The following is a 17,751-nucleotide window of genomic DNA, read 5'->3' on the forward strand; positions in this document are numbered from 1 at the left end:
TCCATCAGGCTTCCAGCGCCGCACGGGCGCGAAGGGTCAGAACACGACGGCGACGCACCTCGGTGCGGATCGACGTCAACCAGATCGCCCCGAACAACACGGCGTAGGCCGCCATCATGGTCAGCAGGGCGGGCAGGAAGACCGGGTCCACGCTGGTCCCGCCAGACCTCAGCAGCGAAGCTGGCTGGTGCAGGGTGTTCCACCAGTCGACCGAGAACTTGACGATCGGCAGATTGATCAGGCCGACCAGCCCCAGCACCGCCGCCGCCCGCGCCGCCTTGGCCTCATCGTCGATCGAGGCGCGCAGGGCCATGTAGCCGAGGTAGAAGAGAAACAGCACCAGCACGCTGGTCAGGCGCGCGTCCCACACCCACCACGTCCCCCACATGGGCTGGCCCCACAGGGAGCCGGTGACCAGGGCCAGGGCCGTGAAGGCCGCGCCCGGCACCGCCGCCGCCCGCGCCGCCGCATCGGCCAGCGGATGGCGGAACACCAGGGCGAAGAAGCTGGACACGCCCAGCGCGCCATAGGCCATCAGGCCCAGGCTGGCGGCCGGAACGTGGATGAACATGATGCGGACGGTGTCGCCCTGCTGATAGTCGCCCGGCGCGGCGAAGCTGAACCACGTCCCGAGCAACAGCAGGCCGAGCGCGCAGATCCACAATACCGGAACCAGGGGGCCGGTGAAGCGCATGAAGCGGTCGGGATTGGCGAGGCCGAACATGGGCCGCCGATTACGCGGCCCAGCGCCCCACGGCAAGCGGGCGCCGCCTCCGACCCTTTGTCGCGGCTCTTCTCTTTCTTTCCGTCATCCTCGGGCTTGTCCCGAGGATCCAGCGCGGGGCGTCCCCGTCGGTGAACCGCTTTCACGCCTAGGCTGGACCAGCCTGTCGCCCCGCATCGCCGGACCATGGGCCCTCGGGACAAGCCCGAGGGTGACGATGTTGGAGCGCCGCGGCTCTTAGAGGCTCAGACCTTGCTGCGCCGCCAGGTCTTTCAGCCTCACCATCGGACGCGGGCCCCAGTGAGCGATGACTTCCGACGCGGCCAGCGAACCCAACGCCCCGGCCTGCGCCAGAGACAGACCGCGCGACAGGCCCAGCAGAACGCCCGCCGCGTACTGATCGCCGGCGCCCGTGGTGTCGACGACCTTCTCGACCGGATAGGCGGCGACCTCGACCCGTTCGCCGCCGCGGAACAGCACCGAACCGGCGGCGCCGCGCGTCACGGCCGCCACCTCGACGATGCGGCCCAGGTGGGCGGCGGCGTGGTCGAAGTCCTCGGTCTCGAACAGGGCGTGCAGCTCGGCCTCATTGGCCAGGACGATGTCGGCCGAAGTCTCGATGAAGGCCAGCAGTTCGGCGCGCCAGCGGTGCACCACAAAGCTGTCCGACAGGGTGATGGCGACCTTGCGGCCCGCCGCATGGGCGGCGGCGGCGGCGGCCTCGAAAGCCGCGCGGGCCGGGGCCGGATCGAACAGATAGCCTTCCAGATAGACGATGGCGCTGTCGCCGATCACGGTCGCGTCGACATCGGCCGTGGTCAGCTGGTTGGCGGCCCCCAGGAAGGTGCACATGGTGCGCTGGCCGTCCGGCGTGACGTTGATCAGGCAGCGGCCGGTGCCGAAGCCCTTGCCCGCGCCGTCTTCCAGCACGGGGGTGTCGAAGTGGACGCCGACGGCGCGGATGTCGTGGCTGAAGACCTCGCCCAGGGTGTCCTTGGCCACCTTGCCGATATAGGCGGCGCGTCCGCCGAACGAGCCGACGCCCGCCACGGTGTTGCCCGCCGAACCGCCGGACGCCTCGACCCCCGCCGCCATGGCGTCATACAGGGTCGCGCTCTGATCCTCGTCGACCAGCTGCATCGAGCCGGGGATCAGGCCCTTGGCCTCCAGGAAGGCCGCATCGCACGGAGCCAGGACGTCGACGATGGCGTTGCCCAGGGCGCAGACGTCGAAACGGGCGTTTTGGGCGAAGGCGGGCAGGGATTGGGTCATGTCCGCCCCATAGCGGGCGAGACGGCCGCGCGCCAGTGCGCCGGCCCCGCCTCCCGGCGAAAAGCGGCCCTTCACGCCGATGCAGCGGCGGCCTAAAGCCGATGGACCTGTTGCACACGGCCCCGCCGGGCCTTGCGGAGCCGCGCCCATGACCGACGTCGCCGTCCTGACCCCCGATCCGGCCGATCCCACCTATTCGACCCTGTGGCCCGGCGTGCTGGACCGGCTGGGCGAAGCGCTGGCGACGGCGGGGATCACGGCCCGGCCGACGCCCTGGACCGACCACGTCGAGAACGCCCGCGCCCTGATGGACTTCCCCCTGGTCCTGCCGCTGCTGGTCTGGGGCTATCATCAGGACCACGACCGCTGGGTCCAGGCCTGCACGACCTGGGCCGAGGCGGGCGCGCCCCTGGCCAATCCGGCCGCGACCCTGCGCTGGAACGCCGACAAGCGCTATCTGGCCCGCCTGGCGGAAAAGGGCGTCGCCGTGCCCGAGACGATCTTCGCCGACCACGTCGACGCTGCGGTTCTGGAAGCCGCCTTCGCCGCCACGGGCGCCGAGACCCTGATCGTCAAGCCGACCGTCTCGGGCGGCGCCTGGCGCACCCTGCGGGTGGCGGCGGGCGACCTGCTGGACGCGGCCCTGGCCGACGCCCCCGTCGGCGGCACGATGATCCAGCCCTATCTCAAGGCCATCGAGACCGAGGGCGAGACCTCCCTGCTCTACTTCGGCGGCGAGCTGAGCCACGTCGTGAACAAGCGCCCCGGCGCGGCGGGCGAGTTCCGCATCCAGACCCAGTACGGCGGCCGATACCAGGCGCTGAAGGCCGCGCCCCAAGGCGCGCTCGATCTGGCCGAACGCACCCTGGCCGCCATAGATGAAGACCTGCTCTACGCCCGCATCGACATGACGAAGGACGACGACGGCGACTGGGTGCTGATGGAGGCTGAACTGATCGAGCCGGACTTCTACCTGGCCGCCGCGCCTGAAGCCGGCGCCCGCTTCGGTCAGGCGGTGCGGGCGCGGCTGGAGCGCTAGGCGCTCACACCCCCATGAAGCTGGCGCGTGAGGGGCACAGGTCCGAGATCACGCACCCCGGACATTTCGGCCGCTGCGCCAGACAGGTGTAGCGGCCGTGCAGGATCAGCCAGTGGTGCGCCTTGGTCAGCCAGGCCTCGGGCACCACCTGGTGCAGCTGGACCTCCACCTTGTCCGGCGTCGCCGCATTGGCCAGGCCCAGCCGGTGCGAGACGCGGAAGACGTGGGTGTCCACCGCGATGGCCGGTTCGATCCCCAGTTCGTTCAGCACCACGCTGGCGGTCTTGCGCCCGACGCCGGGCAGGGCCTGCAGGTCGGTACGGTTCAGCGGCACCTCGCCGCCGTGCTTCTCGACCAGCATCCGGGCGGCGGCGATGACGTTCTTCGCCTTGGTGCGGTAAAGGCCGATGGAGGCGATCAGGGGGATCAGCCCCTCCTCGCCCAGGACCAGCATCTTCTGCGGCGTGTCGGCGACGGCGAACAGGGCCTTGGTCGCCTTGTTGACCCCCACGTCGGTCGCCTGGGCCGACAGGGCGACGGCCACCACCAGGGTGTAGGGATTGACGAAATCCAGCTCGGTCTTCGGATCGGGCATGACGCCTGACAGGCGGACGAAGATCTCCTCCACCCGGCCCTCATCCGGCGGCCAGCTGATAATGGCGCCGACGGGGGCCTTCTTCGGCTGGCGCGAACGCTTGCCCGGCGGCGGGGCCAGCCCGGCCTTCTGAACGGCCTTCTTCTGGCGGGAGGCGGATTTCAACGGAGCCATGTCCCCGCTTCGCCTCCCCCGCGCCCGGCGTCAATGTCGCGCGCTCGCGACGCTGCGACAAAAAATCGCAGTCACGCCTTGTATTCTGGACTGCGCCGTCCATTTTACGCGCGAAATCGAAGCGAGCTGTCTCTCCCATGGCCCTCCCCGCCCCGCTCAAGAAGCGCCTGCCCCTGATCGTCGCCGGCGTCGTCGGCCTGGGCCTCGTCGTCGGCGGCGTGGTCTGGTGGCAGGGCAAGCAGCGCTGGGAAGGCACCGACAACGCCTTCGTCCAGGCCGACACCGTGGCCGTCAGCCCGCGCATCGGCGGCGAGGTGGTCGAAGTCCTGGTCAAGGACAACCAGCGCGTCGAGGCCGGTCAGGTGCTGGTCCGGCTGGACGACGCGGACGCCCGCGCCGCCCTGGCCCAGGCCCAGGCCAATCTGGCGGCCCTGACCGCCGCCGTCGCCAACGTCGACGCCCGAACCGAGCAGGAGCAGGCGACCATCGCCGCCCGCGCCGCCGCCGTGACCCAGGCCCAGGCCCAGGCGAACCTGGCCCGCGCCGAGGTCGACCGTTACGGCAAACTGGCCGATCAGGGCTGGGTGTCGCAGCAGCGCATCGAGACCCAGCGCGCCACCGCCGAGACCGCCCGCGCCTCGGTCGCCCAGGCCCAGGCCGCCCTGACCGCCGAACAGCGCACCGCCGCCGTCCTCGGCTCATCCCGCCAGCAGAGCGTGGCCGCCGTCGAACAAGCGCGCGCCCTGATCGATCAGGCGCAGCTGACGCTGGACCGCACCGTGATCCGCGCCCCGGTCGCGGGCGTCGTCGGCGCGCGCGGCGTGCGCCTCGGCCAGGTGGTGCAGGCGGGCGGCCAGCTGATGTCCGTGGTGCCGCTGCAGGACACCTATGTCGTCGCCAACTTCAAGGAGACCCAGGTCGGGCGGATGCGTCTGGGCCAAGAGGTCGAGATCAAGGCCGACGCCTTCCCCGGCCGGTCGCTGCAGGGCCGTATCGACAGCTTCGCCCCGGCCACCGGCTCGGAATTCGCCCTGATCCCGGTCGAGAACGCCACCGGCAACTTCACCAAGATCACCCAGCGCGTTCCTGTCCGCATCGTCGTCCAGCGCGACGCCTCGGGCCAGCCGATCGTCCTGCGGCCCGGCCTGTCGGTCGAGGTCAAGGTCGACCTGAAGAGCCAGGGCGGGCCTGCCTTCGCCGAAGCCCACATGGGCGAGACGGCGCTGGCCCAGGCCGCCGACCCGAGCTCCGCCCGGTGACGGACGCCGCCGCGTCTTCGGCTCAGGCGGCCCCCGCCGATCAGCCCGAGATCAACTGGACCGTCCTGCTGCTCGGCTTCGCCGGCATGGTCATCGGCCAGTTCATGGCCATTCTGGACATCCAGATCGTCGCCGCCTCCCTGCCGCAGATCCAGGCCGGGGTCGGCGCCTCCGCCGACGAGATCAGCTGGATCCAGACCGCCTATCTGATCCCCGAGGTCGTGATGATCCCCCTGTCGGGATACCTGTCGCGGCTGTGGGGCACGCAGAAGGTGTTTCTGGCCTCCTGCATCGGCTTCCTGGTGATGAGCGTGGCCGTAGGCCTGTCGTCGTCGATCGAGACGATGATCGTCTTCCGCGCGCTTCAGGGCTTCGTCGGCGGGGCCATGATCCCGACCGTCTTCGCCGTGGCCTTCACCGCCTTCCCGCCCGAGAAGCGGGTGACGGCCAGCGTCATCATGGGCCTGATCGTGACCCTGGCCCCCACCGTCGGCCCGACCCTGGGCGGGCATCTGACCGAATGGCTCAGCTGGCGCTGGCTGTTCTTCATCAACGTCTTTCCCGGCGCGATCGTGCTGTTCCTAGTCGGACGCTACGCCCATTTCGACAAGGGCGACCCCAGCCTGTCCAAGGGCTTCGACTGGCTGGGCCTGGCCCTGATGGCCGCTTTCCTGATGAGCCTGCAATTCGTGCTGGAGGAGGGCGCCAAGGAGGACTGGTTCGCCGACGACATGATCCTGCTGCTCAGCGTCGTCGCCGCCGTCTGCGGTCCGGCTTTCGTCTGGCGCTCGCTCAGCTACCGCAATCCGATCGTCGAGCTGCGCGCCTTCGGCAACCGCAACTTCGTGGTCGGGGTGCTGATGACCTTCATCGTCGGCGCGGCCCTGTTCGGCGGCACCTTCCTGTTGCCGCTGTTCCTCGGCCGGGTGCGCGACTATTCGGCGGCCGAGGTCGGCACGACCATGATCGTCTCAGGCCTGGCCATGTTCGCCACCGGCCCCATCGCCGGACGGCTGGTGCGCAAGGTCGACGCCCGCATCCTGATGTTCCTCGGCTTCATGATGGCCGCCTGGGGCATGTGGGACGCCCGCATCGTCACGGATCAGTGGGGCTTCTGGGAGTTCGCCGGGGTCCAGGCCATGCGCGGCGCCGGGGTCATGATCGCCATGATCGCCTCGCAGCAGGTGACGATGGCCACCCTGCCGCCGCACATGGTCAAGAACGCCTCGGGGCTGGTGAACCTCAGCCGCAACGTCGGCGGCGCCTTCGGCCTCGCCATCCTCAACACCTCCCTGACCCAGAACACCGCCCTGCACATGGCCGAGCTGACCAGCGCCATCGACCAGACCCATCAGGGGGTGCGCGACATGATGGCCGGCATGGCCGTGCGCTTCGCCGGCTCCATCGACCCCCAGGCCTCGGCGATGAAGGCGATCTACGGCTTGTTGCAGAAACAGGCGACGACCCTGGCCTTCGGCGACGCCTTCGCCCTATTGGCCATCGGCTGCGCCTGCGCCGGTTTCCTGACCCTGCTGTCGAAGCCGGCCAAGCCCAATCCCTCCGCCGCTCCTTCGGACGCCCACTGATGCCTCGCGCCCTCGGCCAGATCGACGAACACAAGAGCCGCGCCATTCTGGAAGCCGCTTCGGCCTTGTTCGTCGAAAAAGGCGCAAAGACCTCGATGACCGAGATCGCCCGTCGCGCCGGCGTCTCGAAACAAACGCTCTACAACCGCTTCCCGACCAAAACCGACATCGGCCGCGCCCTGGCGGCCCAGCGTTCGGACGCCGTAACCGCCCCCCTGACCTCGGGCGCCGGCCCCGAGGAGGTGCTGGCCGCCATCGCCGAGACCCTGATCGGTAAGGTCTGCCAGGGCGGCAAGGGCGCCTCCCTACGCGGCGTGGCCCTGGTCTCGCCCGAGGCGCCGGAACTGGCGCGCGCCATCTACGACGCAGGGCCCGGCGAAAGCGTGCGCCGCATCGCGGCCTGGCTGGAAGCACAAGACGAGGCCGGACGCCTGACCGTTCCAGACGCCCGCGCCGCGGCGGAAATGTTCACCGGCATGGCCCTGGGGCACGGCCACTTGCGGTCCGTGCTGGGCCTGCCGCACCCGGACATTGCCGATCTGCCGGCCCGCGCCCGCGAGGTCGCCCATCGCTTCGTGCGCGCCTTCGCGCCGCAATAGGCGTTCGCGCCCAAGTTGGCCCTGAAGGCGGATCAGCGTAAAGCCGCCCTCAGTCCCCTCACCTCCCGCCCGTCGGAGTCCTTCCCATGCTGATCCACCTGTCGTCCTGGCCCGAGATCGACGAGCGCCTGAAGTCCGGCGCCCTTCTGTCCAAGACGGTGATCGTGCCGATCGGCTCGAACGAACAGCACGGGCCGACCGGTCTTTTGGGCACCGACTGGCTGTGCCCCGAGATCATCGCCCACGCCGCCGAAAAGGGCGACGACAGCCTGGTGATCACGCCGACCTTCAACATCGGCATGGCCCAGCACCACCTGGCGTTCCCCGGCACCATCACCCTGCGCCCGTCGACCTTCATGGCGGCGATCGCCGACTGGGTGTCGTCGCTGACGCGCCACGGCTTCGAGCGCATCTATTTCCTTAACGGGCACGGCGGCAACGTCGCCACCATCGAGGCCGCCTTCGCCGAGATCTACGCCGACTGGTCCTTCACGCCCGAGCCCTGGGCCGAGCGCCCGCCCTTCGTGCTGAAGCTGCGCAACTGGTGGGATCTGCCCGGCGTGCAGAAGCTGTGCGAGGACATCTTCCCGACCGGCCACGGCAGCCACGCCACCCCGTCCGAGATCGCCGTGACCCAGGCCGGCTATCCCGACCGGATCAAGACCGCCGACTATGAGCCGAAGATCGCCCCCTTCGGCCCGATCCGCGACGCCAACGACTATCGCGCCCGCTTCCCCGACGGCCGCATCGGTTCGGACCCGGCCCAGGCGACCCCGGAAAAGGGCCAGCGCATCATCGACGCCGCCGTTCCGGCCCTGATCCGCGACCTGACCGACTTCGCGCAAGAAGTCTTGCCGGTCGCCTGAAACCAGCCCAGGGTCGTTGCATGAGTCCCATGCAGAAGACGGCCCGCAACGCCCTGCGCAACGCCCAGGCCGGTCAGGAACTGGCCCAGGCCTCGGCCGCCGTCATCACGCGGCGGTTCGAGATCATGGGCGAGGCTCTGGCCGACCCCCTGCGCGCCGACCACGCCGAACTGAGCCGCATGGGCGTGGAGAAGGTCGAGGCCATGACGGCCTCGGCCGGGGCCGCCTATACCGGCGCGCTGGACCTGGCCGAACGCGCCGGACGCCTGGCCGCGCGCGAGGGGGCCGAGGCCGCCGACTGCCTGGCCAAACTGGCCCGCGCCGACACGCCGATGGCCTTCGCCGCCGCCCAGACCGACTGGGCCCTGGGCGCCTGGAGCCGGGCGCTGAACGACAGCTGGTCCTTCTACGGCGCGGCGCTGAAGGCGCAGGCTAAGACCATGGCCCCCGTCCACGCCAAGGCCACGGCCAATGCGCGGCGCCTGAAGCGCTGACCTCGCGCGGGCGTGATGGAACGCCCGGCGCCGTCGCCGGATTGCCTTTGCATCCATGCGGAGGAGATCACCATGGCCGAGAAAGACCCCAAAGACCCCCACCCCGGCATGATGGGCGACGGCACCGAGGAGCAGAACCTCAACCAGCCGGGCGACCCCTCCAAGCGGATCACCGAGGAAGAGGTCGACGAAGCCTTCACCAAGGATCCCAAGCTGGTCCCGAAGGAATAGGCGGGACGCGGCTTCCGGCCGCCCCTTCCTCCGCCGTCATCCTCGGGTCAAGCCCGAGGATGACGGCCGTGTTGGGGCTAGTAAAGCCTCACGCCGTGCGGATGACCCCGTCCCGCGCCTCGACCGGCCAGGGCGTCAGCTTGCCGCCCGCGCAGGGTCCGGCGACGCAGGCGCCCGACAGAGGCTCGAACGCCGCCCCGTGCCAACCGCACAGGATCAGCGACCCGTCCGGCGTCAGATAGCGGTCCAGCTCCACCGCGATGGGAAAGCCCGCGTGCGGGCAACGATCCACCCAGCCCGCGACCTGACCGTCCTTCTTCACCACGAAGCCGTGGAAGAAGGCCTCGCCGATCTGCAGCACGAAGCCGCGCGAGCCGGGATCATTGATGTCCGCTTCCAGACACAGGGCCACGTTCGGCGGCGTCTTCCAGACCCGCTTGCGCTCCTGCGTCTCGGCCGCCGGACCCTCTTGCGCCACTATTCGCGCTCGGGCTTCAGCGGGCGGCTCATCAAGCTCTCGATCGCCTGATCCACCGTCAGCTCGCCCGCCAGCACCGCCGCCGTCGCCTCGCAGATCGGCGTGTCGACGCCCAGCTTGCGCGTCAGTTCTCGCACGGCCGGCGCGCTCTCATAACCCTCGGCCACCGAGCGCTTGCCCTCCAGCGCCTGCTCGACGCTCAAACCCTGCCCCAGCGCCAGGCCCAGGCTCATGTTGCGCGACTGCGGGCTGGAGCAGGTCAGCACCAGATCGCCGACGCCGCACAGGCCCGCCACCGTCTCGGCCTTGCCGCCCAGCGCCGTGGCGACGCGGACGATCTCGGCATAGCCGCGGGTGATGACGGCCGCATGGGCGCTGCGGCCCAGTTCGCGGCCCTCGACGATGCCGCAGGCGATGGCCAGCACGTTCTTCAGCGCCCCGCCCGTCTCGGCGCCGATCAGGTCGTCGGCGTAATAGGGGCGGAAGACCGGCCCTGACAGGGCGCCCGCCAGCGCCTCGGCCATCGCCGCATCGGCGCAGGCCAGGGTCACGGCGCTCGGCAGGCCGCGCGCCACCTCGGCGGCGAAGCTCGGCCCCGACAGCACGGCGGCCGTGGCCGAGGGAATCGTCTCGGCCAACACGTCGGTCATCAGCTTCAGCGAGCCGCGCTCAATGCCCTTGGAGCACAGGATGATGGGCAGGCCCGGCCGGGCGTAAGGCGCAAAGGCCGTCAGCGTCGCCCGCATGTGCTGGGCGGGCGGCACGGCCAGGATCAGATCGCAGTCCGCCAGATCCGCCAGATCCGACGTCACGTTGATGGCCGAATCCAGCTCGACCCCCGGCAGGAAGGCTTCGTTGACCCGGCGCGCGCGGATGCTCTCGATCACCTCGGGCTCGCGCGCCTGCAGGACGACGGCCAGACCCGCCGCCGCCGCGCTCTGCGCCAGGGCCGTGCCCCAGGCGCCGCCGCCAATTACGCCTGCCGTATGAAATTCCATGTCTTCTCCGGTCCCCCGACCCCCGCCGAGAGCCAGGCCGCTCAAGCCTTGGCGCCCTTGCGACCCGTTTTCTTGTGCACAGGATCAACGCTCGCGCGCGTCTCGTCCAGAGGCCATCGCGGCCGGGCCGCGACATCGATGTCCGACGTCAGCCCTTTTTCCAGCCGCTCGGCCCCCGCCAGGGCGATCATCGCCGCATTGTCGGTGCAATAGGCCATCGGCGGCGCCAGAAAGGCGAAGCCGTGCTTGGTCGCCAGATCCTCCAGCGTCCGCCGGATCGTCTTATTGGCGGCGACCCCGCCCGCCACGACAAAGAGTCTTTCTTTTTGCCCTATCGCCTCGCCCACGGGGCTCGGCTGCTTGAGGGCGCCGTCAGCAAGTTCCGGATGCGGCTCGGCGTAATCCTTCATCGCCCGCTCGGTGCGTTCGGCCAGCTGGCGCGCGATCGCCTTCTGCACCGCATCGGCCAGATCAGCCCGATCCTGTTCCGTCTCGCAGGTCTGGGCCAGTCGCGACGCCGCCGTCTTCAGCCCTGAGAAGGAGAAGTCGCAGTCCTTGCGCCCCAGCAGGGCGCGCGGCAGCTCGAACCGCGACCCGTCGCCTGACGCCGCCAGCTTCTCCAACGCCGGTCCGCCCGGATAGCCCAGCCCCATGGCCTTGGCGATCTTGTCGAAGGCCTCGCCCGCCGCGTCGTCGATGGTCGTGCCCAGACGGCTCATGTCGCCGATGCCGCGCACCTCCAGCAGCTGGCAGTGCCCGCCCGAGACCAGCAGCAGCAGGAAGGGATAGGTCGTCTCCGCCCCCAGCCGCGCCGACACCGCATGGCCTTCCAGATGGTTGACCGCGATCAGCGGCAACCCCCGCGCCAGCGCCGCCGCCTTGCCGTAGGACAGGCCCACCATGACACCGCCGACCAGACCCGGCCCCGCCGTCGCCGCCACGCCGTCCAGCGCGCTCCAGTCCAGCCCGGCCTCGCTCATGGCCCGGCGCGTCACGCCGTCGATCATCTCCACATGGCTGCGGGCGGCGATTTCCGGCACCACGCCGCCATAGGCCGCATGGTCGTCGATCTGGCTGTGAATGACGCTGGACAGCACCTCGGCGCCCGCCGCCGACAGCCGCACCACCGAGGCGGCGGTCTCGTCGCAGCTGGTCTCCAGGCCCAGCACGGTCAAACCGTCCGACCCGCGTTCGGTTGCCCCGTCCGTCGCCCTGCTATAGTCCGCGTCCATCTTCATTGGGCGGAGTTAGCGACCCGCCCCCCCTTTCGCAACGGCGTCTCGACGTGACTCAACCTCTCCTGCGCATCGGCACCCGACGTTCGCGCCTGGCCCTGGCCCAGTCCGGCATGATGCAGCGCGCCATCGGCCGCGCCCTGGGCGTGCCCGAGGTTGAGGTCGAAACACTGGTGCCCCTGGTCGAGATCGTCACCACCGGCGACCGCATCCAGGACCGCCGCCTGCTGGAAGTCGGCGGCAAGGCCCTGTTCACCAAGGAGATTGAAGAGGCCCTGCTGGACGGCCGCGTCGATGTCGCCGTCCATTCGATGAAGGACGTCCCCGCCGAACAGCCGCCCGGCCTGGCCATCGCCGCCGTGCCCGAGCGCGAAGACCCCCGCGACGCCTTCATCAGCGACCGTTACGCGACCTTCGCCGACCTGCCGCAGGGCGCCCGCTTCGGCACCGCTTCTCTACGTCGACAGGCGCAAGCGCTGGCCCTGCGCCCCGACCTGAATATCGAGATGCTGCGCGGCAACGTCGACACCCGGCTGAAGCGGCTGCGCGACGGCGACTTCGACGCCATCCTGCTGGCCTGTTCGGGCCTCAACCGCCTCGGCCTGGGCGAGGTGATCCGCCAGCGCCTGCCGCTGGACGCCTTCCTGCCCGCGCCGGGTCAGGGCGCCCTGGCCCTGCAGACGCGCGAGGGCGACGTCGACGCCGCCTGGACCCGCGCCCTGAACCACGCCCCCACCGCCCTCGCCGTCGCCGCCGAGCGCGGGGCCATGGCCGCCCTGGAAGGCTCCTGCCGCACCGCCATCGGCGCCTACGCCCACATCGCGGACGGCCGCCTGCGCCTCAGCACCGAAATGCTCAGCCCCGACGGTTCGGGTCGCTGGACCCGCTCCGGCGACATCGCCGCAGACGTCGATCACGCCGCCGCCCGCGCCCTGGGCCTCGACCTCGGCGGTCAGATTCAGGCCGTCGCCGGCGACCAGAAGATCGCGCTCTAGGGCCATGACGCCGCCGATCCGCCGCGTCTGGGTCACGCGCGCCGAGCCGGGCGCCGCCCGCACGGCGGACCGACTGACGGCGCTGGGCTTCACCCCGATCGTCGCGCCCCTGCTGACCTTGGCGCTCCTGCCCGGCGCCCTCGACGCCGCGCCTGACCCGGCCGCCGTCGCCGCCGTCGCCCTGACCAGTCCCAACGGCGTCGAGGCCTTCGCCCCCCTGATCCCGCGCTTTCGCGACCACCCCGTCTTCGCCGTCGGCGACGCCACGGCCGAAGCCGCCCGGGCCGCCGGCTTCGGCGACGTCCGCTCAGCCGCCGGCGACATCCACGCCCTGGCCCGCCTGATCGCCGCCGAAGCTCCGCCCGGCCCCCTGCTGGCCCCCGGCGCGCGCGAACCGGCGGGCGACCTGCCCGCCCTGCTGCCCGACCACCCGGTCCAGCGCCTGCCCGTCTACGCCGCCTTCGAGACCCACACGCCCGCGCCCGAACTTTTCGACGCGGTCATGCTCCACTCCCCCCGCGCCGCCCGCGCGCTGGCCTCCGACCTGCCTCGCGCCGCCTCATCCGGCCGCATCGCCATCTGCATCTCCGAAGCCGCCGCCGGCCCCTTGCGTCCCTTCGATTTCGTCGAAATCCGCACCGCCATCACACCAGACGAACCGGGGATGCTATCGGCTCTTGGCAAGCCTGCCGCTCCCGTATAAAGAGCCCTCCTCGCTCGTTCACGCCTTCGCGCGCGAACGACGCCGGGGCCGCTTTAGCTCAGCTGGTAGAGCACCTCATTCGTAATGAGGGGGTCAGGTGTTCGAGTCACCTAAGCGGCACCACCTTTCCACACCATTACTAGCTTTGACGCCCGGCTGGGATAAGCCGGAAAGTGCTTCCGCTTGGGAACTGTTTGGGTAACCAGTGGGACGTCTATCGCGCTAGTGCATGGGTAAGTTAGCGCAAATAAGCTGTTGACGACGCACTGGGGACGACCGACCTTCGAACGGGGGTTGGTATGCGGAAGCCAGGTTTAATCAGAGCGGTCTACGCTGAGCTTCGAACGATGCTCGGTGATACGCACGCCTCCGGCGACCTTCTTAAGATGGCCAGCCTGCTGGTTAGTGCGTATCAAGACCCCTTCGACGAGATGGCGGAGTTTGGCGTCGCATATGATGGGCGTTCGTTCTCTTCGCTTCCTGTCGACGAAGCTATGGGCGACGGGGGGTGGCGTATCCTTTACTTCGAGTCGAAGCGGCATGTTTCATGGCGCGACCTAAGAGACCCGGTGATAGTTTCTCGTCTTACGGAAATCCTGAACCGCAAGCTTGGGCCGGAATGGCAGCACCACGATTGGATAGGAAATGGCCTCTCTCCCCAGTAACAGCAGCGTTGTTGCCGCCAAAGAGCATCTACTCAGCGGCAACCCGCTGACACGGATGGAAGCCCTAGTGCTTTTCGGCTGCTCGAACCTCCCGGAGGTCATCTTTGAGCTGAAGCGGGACGGCTATCATGTGACAAAGAAGAATGTTGCGTACGCGGCAGCAATGGCCCGGATCAATCAACACGCGGTGTTGAAGCCCCCCGCCAACCTTCCAATCCGCGAGATCACGTTCACGGAGTATCGGGTCAGCCAGTGAGAAGGCTTTTCTCCGCCCGTCAGCGACTGATCCTAGCCCTGGTGAGCGGGGGACGCTGTGCTGAATGCGGCATCAAGCTCAGGCGGGATTTCCACGCAGACCACCGCATTGCCTTTTCGGCCGGTGGTCCAACGATCCTCAGCAATGGGCAGGCTTTATGCGCGCCCTGCAATCTTAAAAAGGGAGCGCGACCAATGAGACTCAGGCCATGGCAACAGCTGGCTCTTCAGAAGGCCATGCAATGGCTAGTGGAGAGGGGCGAAGACAAGCACTTCCTCATCAACGCTGCGCCGGGTGCTGGCAAAACGATCGCAGCCTGCACGATCGCCAAAAACCTGATTGAAGGCGGGCATATCGATCGCGTTGTTGTCATCGCGCCGCGCGTTGAAGTGGTCAGACAGTGGTCCCGAGACTTCAAGCAAGTGACCGGCCGCTTCATGGGCAAGGTCACAGGCGCAGGCGAGGACATCGAGATCGACGTGTGCGCGACTTGGGCAGCGGTGCAAGGTCTACAGGATGGCTTCCAAGCCGTGTGCCGCAACGCGCGAGTGCTGGTGATCTGTGACGAGCACCATCACGCCGCTGTCAAGGCGGCTTGGGGCGACGGAGCGGATACGGCTTTCGCTGATGCTCGCTATGTCCTGGTTCTTACCGGCACCCCCATCCGCTCAGACGGCAAGAAGTCTGTGTGGATGGCGTATGACGATAATGGACGTATCGACCACCCCGAGGCCGGAACCTACACGCTGAGCTATGGAGAAGCTGTCGATCTGCAATATTGTCGACCGGCTACATTTCACCGTCATGAAGGTCACTTCACCGTGGATCTCGACGATGGAGAGAAAGTTCATGTGTCCAGTCAATCAGAGGCGGAATTAACTCCAACCCTCAAGCGCATTCCCGGGCTGCAAAGGGCACTGAATTTCTACAAGTTAGCCTGCAGTCCGCAGTATGAGGCAGACAAGGCAACTCCACGAGAGGACGGCTACCAAGGCACGATGGTTCAGTGGGCCATTGAGAAGTTGGACGACCTCCGCCTCCGAATGGCAAATGCGGGCGGCTTGGTTATCGCACCAACTATCCCGATGGCAGAATATATGGCTCTGCTGATCGAGAAAATGGATGGCGAAAAGCCATCGATCGTTCACAGCCAACTTCAGAACGCTGAAAACCGTATTGACGCGTTTCGCCACACCGACAAGCGCTGGATTGTCTCAGTCGGAATGATCTCCGAAGGCGTTGACATTCCCCGCCTACGCGTCCTGATTTACTTACCTTCGGCGCTGACAGAACTCGCTTTTCGGCAGGCAGTTGGTCGGGTCGTTAGAACGACCGGCCAAGAGGACGATACTCGAGCATACGTCGTCATGCCCTCCTTTGACACTCTCGAAGGCTACGCTCGTCGAATTGAAGCCGAGATGTCCCCGAGCGCTAGGGAAGACAGCGGGCCGCCCAAAACGAAGAAATGTCCGATTTGCACGACGGAGAGCGCTCTCTCGTCCAAGTTCTGTGACGTGTGCGGACATGAGTTTGAGGAGCGCGCGCCACGCTTTAAACAATGCGACAAATGCGATGCGCTGAACCCCATGAGCGCCAAAACGTGCCAAGAGTGCGGAGCGTCGTTTACCCAAGACTTCGTTCTGACGCTTGATGAGGCGTTGAGAACGGGGACGATTGTCAGAGGGATGGACGTTGACGAAACCGAAACTCAGGAGGGCGAAGCCATTGCTGAGGATGTCCGGCGCGTTGTCATGGCTTCGGGTGATGAAAAGCTGGTCAACATGATCAAACAGCTCCCTGAGGAGAGCTGGGGACGGCTCAAGCGGCTCTTCGATGAGGCTGGCTAGCCCCCCGCCATAGCACGCAGCGCATTGATCGCGCGGGGACGAGCTTGGGAGGAGGAAAGTTCACCGTTCACAACCCCTCCCACAATCGCCCCGGCCAAGATGCGACGGGACAATCGTTGAAGTTTGGGCAGACCTGGAAGACTTTGGGCATCATCACCAGCTTCGGACCTAAGAAGGTGAGCTAAAGCCAGCGTTGCCTGCTTCTCGGAAAGGCCGTCGAGTTCGTTGGCGAGCATGTCCGCGTAAAGGCCGAGTTGATCCAACAAGTCAAAAGGACGGGTGCCGCCCGGCCGCGCTCTCGTCCAGACATCTTGTAGCCGTTTCACGTCAGCCTTTCGAACCGCTCGACGGAGGCCTTCGATTGGGGCCGCCAGTTGGGTCAGTATTTTTGGGGGAAGCGTGCACATCACGGCTTCCAGGCAGCCGCCTCCTAAGGAGAGAACCTTGATGTCTTTAGAGTGTCCAAAATAGAAGGCGACATGCCAATCTGGGCAGGTGTCGCCTCGCTTGTTCGCCAACTCAAACCGAACGCCACTTTTGAAATTGAGTGTGGGAATGCTGAAGCGGAACGTTCGATCGGCCGGATATCGTTTGCCAGCGAGATCGACCCTGGTGACGGGCGGCCGTTCGTCGGTCGGGCTGAACAAGCCTATTACCTCACACGGGTCTGGGAGGTCTTCGAGCGTAGTGCCTAGGCAGGCATTACCTACGTAGTAGGCAAAAAGCGGCGGCACAGCGTTGCCAATCATCGTCGCTTTGCGGCCGTGGGAAGAGCCGAAAAACTGGAATGTGATAGGGAACCCCTGCAGCGAAGCGCGTTCGCGCAGAGTAAGTCGACGATACGCCCCGTCGGTCTCGGGAGCGGCGATCACCACACTCTCCCGAGAAACACGTGTGCACGTGGCAGTAATGGTTCGTACGCTCCGATCAAGAGGATCGGGAAAACGCATCGCATTGTAGACTGTATGAGTCGTTTTGGCGGCGCGGTTAACCCGCTCCTCCTCCGCGTCGAGAACCGGTTCGATCACGTGATCGACGAGCTCAGCGCGCGCCAATTTTATCCCATAGATTGGATCATGGACCACCTCGCCCGACAGCGCCGCGACGGTCTCTCCAAGTGTCCGCTGGTTTAGATTAGCCCGATAACTTTCAAGCAAGGCAAAGTCGAAATCCCCGGCAAGACAACGCTTTCTTCGCTGCGGCAACCCCCATTCTTCCATGTTGACGACATGAATCGACGGAGCGAGATAGGCGAACTTCGCGAGTTGACCACCTTCTCTCAGTTCACGACGGAGCACATCCGCGACGCGAGGAACATTCTCCATTACCCACTGCTTGGGCTTAACGTGCTCAACAATCTCGAAGAAGCGGTGGATGTCCTTCAGGCCGTCCGCGATATCACCGCCTCCACCTCGATTCGCATAAGAAAACTGCGTGCAGGGAGGACTGCCCACAACAAGGTCGATACCCCTCGGCAAGTCCTCAAGGCGCATGGTCCGGATATCCGCCTTGATGGCGTCATGCCGGTTGTTCTTTCGGTTTGTCTCATTGGCTGGCTCAAATCGCTCGTATGAGGCAACCACCTCGATACCCGATAGCGCCAGCCCCAAGGACCAGCCACCTACACCTGAATACAAATCGATCGCGCGCATCAGCAAACCCTCTGGTTGAGGGGAGACTGCAGGATCTAGGCCACAAAGGGAAGATCTAGGCGACACTTTCTTGGCGGCGGCAC

19 protein-coding genes and 1 tRNA gene are annotated in these 17,751 nt (G+C 67.2%); 13 read left to right on the forward strand and 7 right to left on the reverse strand.

Annotated features, from left to right (window positions below; translation table 11 throughout):
* Nucleotides 1-4 precede the first annotated feature (4 nt).
* Entirely contained in the window at nt 5-724 is a 720-nt protein-coding gene (ccmC, locus tag EGK63_RS01520) for a heme ABC transporter permease CcmC (protein ID WP_003166604.1), read from the reverse strand.
* A 237-nt stretch (nt 725-961) separates the two neighbouring features.
* Nucleotides 962-1,996: an adenosine kinase gene (locus tag EGK63_RS01525; protein ID WP_125899596.1), complete on the reverse strand. Its 1,035-nt coding sequence runs from the start codon at nt 1,994-1,996 to the stop codon at nt 962-964.
* A gap of 148 nt (nt 1,997-2,144) precedes the next feature.
* Here EGK63_RS01525 and EGK63_RS01530 point away from each other — a divergent pair, with 148 nt between their 5' ends.
* Complete coding sequence (locus EGK63_RS01530; RefSeq protein WP_125899597.1) at nt 2,145-3,035, forward strand: RimK family alpha-L-glutamate ligase; 891 nt, start codon at nt 2,145-2,147, stop codon at nt 3,033-3,035.
* A gap of 4 nt (nt 3,036-3,039) precedes the next feature.
* On the opposite strand, the gene nth is transcribed toward EGK63_RS01530, so the two are convergent.
* Nucleotides 3,040-3,804, reverse strand: coding sequence for an endonuclease III (gene nth, locus EGK63_RS01535; protein WP_243637523.1), 765 nt, complete (start codon nt 3,802-3,804; stop codon nt 3,040-3,042).
* Nucleotides 3,805-3,941: 137 nt separating this feature from the next.
* On the opposite strand from nth, the gene EGK63_RS01540 reads away from it, so the two are divergent.
* The 6 genes from EGK63_RS01540 (at nt 3,942) to EGK63_RS01565 (ending at nt 8,839) form a co-directional block, all read left to right on the forward strand.
* On the forward strand, nt 3,942-5,063 hold the full coding sequence (locus EGK63_RS01540; protein WP_125899598.1) for an HlyD family secretion protein: 1,122 nt from the start codon (nt 3,942-3,944) through the stop codon (nt 5,061-5,063).
* Complete coding sequence (locus EGK63_RS01545) at nt 5,060-6,649, forward strand: DHA2 family efflux MFS transporter permease subunit (RefSeq protein ID WP_125899599.1); 1,590 nt, start codon at nt 5,060-5,062, stop codon at nt 6,647-6,649. Before EGK63_RS01540 ends, EGK63_RS01545 begins: the two co-directional genes overlap by 4 nt.
* Nucleotides 6,649-7,248, forward strand: a complete 600-nt coding sequence (locus tag EGK63_RS01550; protein WP_125899600.1) for a TetR/AcrR family transcriptional regulator — start codon at nt 6,649-6,651, stop codon at nt 7,246-7,248. The genes EGK63_RS01545 and EGK63_RS01550 overlap by 1 nt, the downstream gene beginning before the upstream one ends.
* An 86-nt stretch (nt 7,249-7,334) precedes the next feature.
* Complete coding sequence (locus tag EGK63_RS01555) at nt 7,335-8,114, forward strand: creatininase family protein (protein ID WP_125899601.1); 780 nt, start codon at nt 7,335-7,337, stop codon at nt 8,112-8,114.
* Between the two features lie 29 nt (nt 8,115-8,143).
* The gene (locus EGK63_RS01560; RefSeq protein ID WP_125899602.1) at nt 8,144-8,608 is read left to right on the forward strand and encodes a phasin family protein; all 465 of its coding nucleotides are present in this window, start codon (nt 8,144-8,146) and stop codon (nt 8,606-8,608) included.
* 72 nt (nt 8,609-8,680) lie between these two features.
* Nucleotides 8,681-8,839, forward strand: coding sequence for a hypothetical protein (locus EGK63_RS01565; RefSeq protein ID WP_223850640.1), 159 nt, complete (start codon nt 8,681-8,683; stop codon nt 8,837-8,839).
* 88 nt (nt 8,840-8,927) lie between these two features.
* On the opposite strand, the gene EGK63_RS01570 is transcribed toward EGK63_RS01565, so the two are convergent.
* Genes EGK63_RS01570 through tsaD form a run of 3 tightly spaced genes read right to left on the reverse strand, consistent with a single transcriptional unit; the run spans nt 8,928 to nt 11,547 of the window.
* Nucleotides 8,928-9,317 carry a Rieske (2Fe-2S) protein gene (locus EGK63_RS01570; protein ID WP_125899603.1) on the reverse strand — a complete coding sequence of 130 codons (390 nt, stop codon included), beginning with the start codon at nt 9,315-9,317 and terminating at the stop codon, nt 8,928-8,930.
* Entirely contained in the window at nt 9,317-10,315 is a 999-nt protein-coding gene (locus tag EGK63_RS01575) for an NAD(P)H-dependent glycerol-3-phosphate dehydrogenase (protein WP_125899604.1), read from the reverse strand. The genes EGK63_RS01570 and EGK63_RS01575 overlap by 1 nt, the downstream gene beginning before the upstream one ends.
* Nucleotides 10,316-10,356: 41 nt before the next feature.
* Nucleotides 10,357-11,547 (reverse strand): tRNA (adenosine(37)-N6)-threonylcarbamoyltransferase complex transferase subunit TsaD, encoded by a 1,191-nt coding sequence (tsaD, locus tag EGK63_RS01580; RefSeq protein WP_125899643.1) that lies wholly within the window; start codon nt 11,545-11,547, stop codon nt 10,357-10,359.
* A 53-nt stretch (nt 11,548-11,600) separates the two neighbouring features.
* Between tsaD and hemC the strand changes: the two genes are divergently transcribed.
* The 6 genes from hemC to EGK63_RS01610 all read left to right on the forward strand — a co-directional run bounded on the left by hemC (nt 11,601) and on the right by EGK63_RS01610 (nt 16,016).
* The gene (gene hemC, locus EGK63_RS01585) at nt 11,601-12,545 is read left to right on the forward strand and encodes a hydroxymethylbilane synthase (RefSeq protein WP_165906499.1); all 945 of its coding nucleotides are present in this window, start codon (nt 11,601-11,603) and stop codon (nt 12,543-12,545) included.
* A gap of 4 nt (nt 12,546-12,549) precedes the next feature.
* On the forward strand, nt 12,550-13,248 hold the full coding sequence (locus EGK63_RS01590; protein WP_125899605.1) for a uroporphyrinogen-III synthase: 699 nt from the start codon (nt 12,550-12,552) through the stop codon (nt 13,246-13,248).
* 47 nt (nt 13,249-13,295) lie between these two features.
* Nucleotides 13,296-13,371 (forward strand) — tRNA-Thr (locus EGK63_RS01595).
* Nucleotides 13,372-13,595: 224 nt separating this feature from the next.
* Entirely contained in the window at nt 13,596-13,913 is a 318-nt protein-coding gene (locus EGK63_RS01600) for a hypothetical protein (protein ID WP_207896320.1), read from the forward strand.
* Nucleotides 13,894-14,169: a helix-turn-helix domain-containing protein gene (locus tag EGK63_RS01605; protein WP_125899607.1), complete on the forward strand. Its 276-nt coding sequence runs from the start codon at nt 13,894-13,896 to the stop codon at nt 14,167-14,169. The genes EGK63_RS01600 and EGK63_RS01605 overlap by 20 nt, the downstream gene beginning before the upstream one ends.
* A 41-nt stretch (nt 14,170-14,210) precedes the next feature.
* Nucleotides 14,211-16,016 (forward strand): DEAD/DEAH box helicase family protein, encoded by a 1,806-nt coding sequence (locus tag EGK63_RS01610; RefSeq protein ID WP_165906500.1) that lies wholly within the window; start codon nt 14,211-14,213, stop codon nt 16,014-16,016.
* Here the strand turns inward: EGK63_RS01610 and EGK63_RS01615 are convergent.
* A complete protein-coding gene (locus EGK63_RS01615) occupies nt 16,013-17,668 on the reverse strand; it encodes a DNA cytosine methyltransferase (RefSeq protein ID WP_125899609.1) in 1,656 nt (551 codons plus the stop codon). The two genes, EGK63_RS01610 and EGK63_RS01615, sit on opposite strands and share 4 nt — an antisense overlap.
* Nucleotides 17,669-17,751 lie beyond the last annotated feature (83 nt).

Source organism: Brevundimonas sp. 357 (assembly GCF_003938605.1).
In the GTDB taxonomy this organism is placed as follows: Bacteria; Pseudomonadota; Alphaproteobacteria; order Caulobacterales; family Caulobacteraceae; genus Brevundimonas.

What these genes read in the sequence shown, in the direction of transcription:
- nth (WP_243637523.1), bottom strand. Translation starts at nt 3,804, where the DNA reads ATGGCTCCGTTGAAATCCGCCTCCCGCCAGAAGAAGGCCGTTCAGAAG.
- EGK63_RS01550 (WP_125899600.1), top strand. Translation starts at nt 6,649, where the DNA reads ATGCCTCGCGCCCTCGGCCAGATCGACGAACACAAGAGCCGCGCCATT.
- EGK63_RS01605 (WP_125899607.1), top strand. Translation starts at nt 13,894, where the DNA reads ATGGCCTCTCTCCCCAGTAACAGCAGCGTTGTTGCCGCCAAAGAGCAT.
- EGK63_RS01565 (WP_223850640.1), top strand. Translation starts at nt 8,681, where the DNA reads ATGGCCGAGAAAGACCCCAAAGACCCCCACCCCGGCATGATGGGCGAC.
- EGK63_RS01555 (WP_125899601.1), top strand. Translation starts at nt 7,335, where the DNA reads ATGCTGATCCACCTGTCGTCCTGGCCCGAGATCGACGAGCGCCTGAAG.
- EGK63_RS01530 (WP_125899597.1), top strand. Translation starts at nt 2,145, where the DNA reads ATGACCGACGTCGCCGTCCTGACCCCCGATCCGGCCGATCCCACCTAT.
- EGK63_RS01600 (WP_207896320.1), top strand. Translation starts at nt 13,596, where the DNA reads ATGCTCGGTGATACGCACGCCTCCGGCGACCTTCTTAAGATGGCCAGC.
- tsaD (WP_125899643.1), bottom strand. Translation starts at nt 11,547, where the DNA reads ATGGACGCGGACTATAGCAGGGCGACGGACGGGGCAACCGAACGCGGG.
- EGK63_RS01560 (WP_125899602.1), top strand. Translation starts at nt 8,144, where the DNA reads ATGCAGAAGACGGCCCGCAACGCCCTGCGCAACGCCCAGGCCGGTCAG.
- EGK63_RS01615 (WP_125899609.1), bottom strand. Translation starts at nt 17,668, where the DNA reads ATGCGCGCGATCGATTTGTATTCAGGTGTAGGTGGCTGGTCCTTGGGG.
- EGK63_RS01575 (WP_125899604.1), bottom strand. Translation starts at nt 10,315, where the DNA reads ATGGAATTTCATACGGCAGGCGTAATTGGCGGCGGCGCCTGGGGCACG.
- EGK63_RS01540 (WP_125899598.1), top strand. Translation starts at nt 3,942, where the DNA reads ATGGCCCTCCCCGCCCCGCTCAAGAAGCGCCTGCCCCTGATCGTCGCC.
- EGK63_RS01590 (WP_125899605.1), top strand. Translation starts at nt 12,550, where the DNA reads ATGACGCCGCCGATCCGCCGCGTCTGGGTCACGCGCGCCGAGCCGGGC.
- EGK63_RS01525 (WP_125899596.1), bottom strand. Translation starts at nt 1,996, where the DNA reads ATGACCCAATCCCTGCCCGCCTTCGCCCAAAACGCCCGTTTCGACGTC.
- ccmC (WP_003166604.1), bottom strand. Translation starts at nt 724, where the DNA reads ATGTTCGGCCTCGCCAATCCCGACCGCTTCATGCGCTTCACCGGCCCC.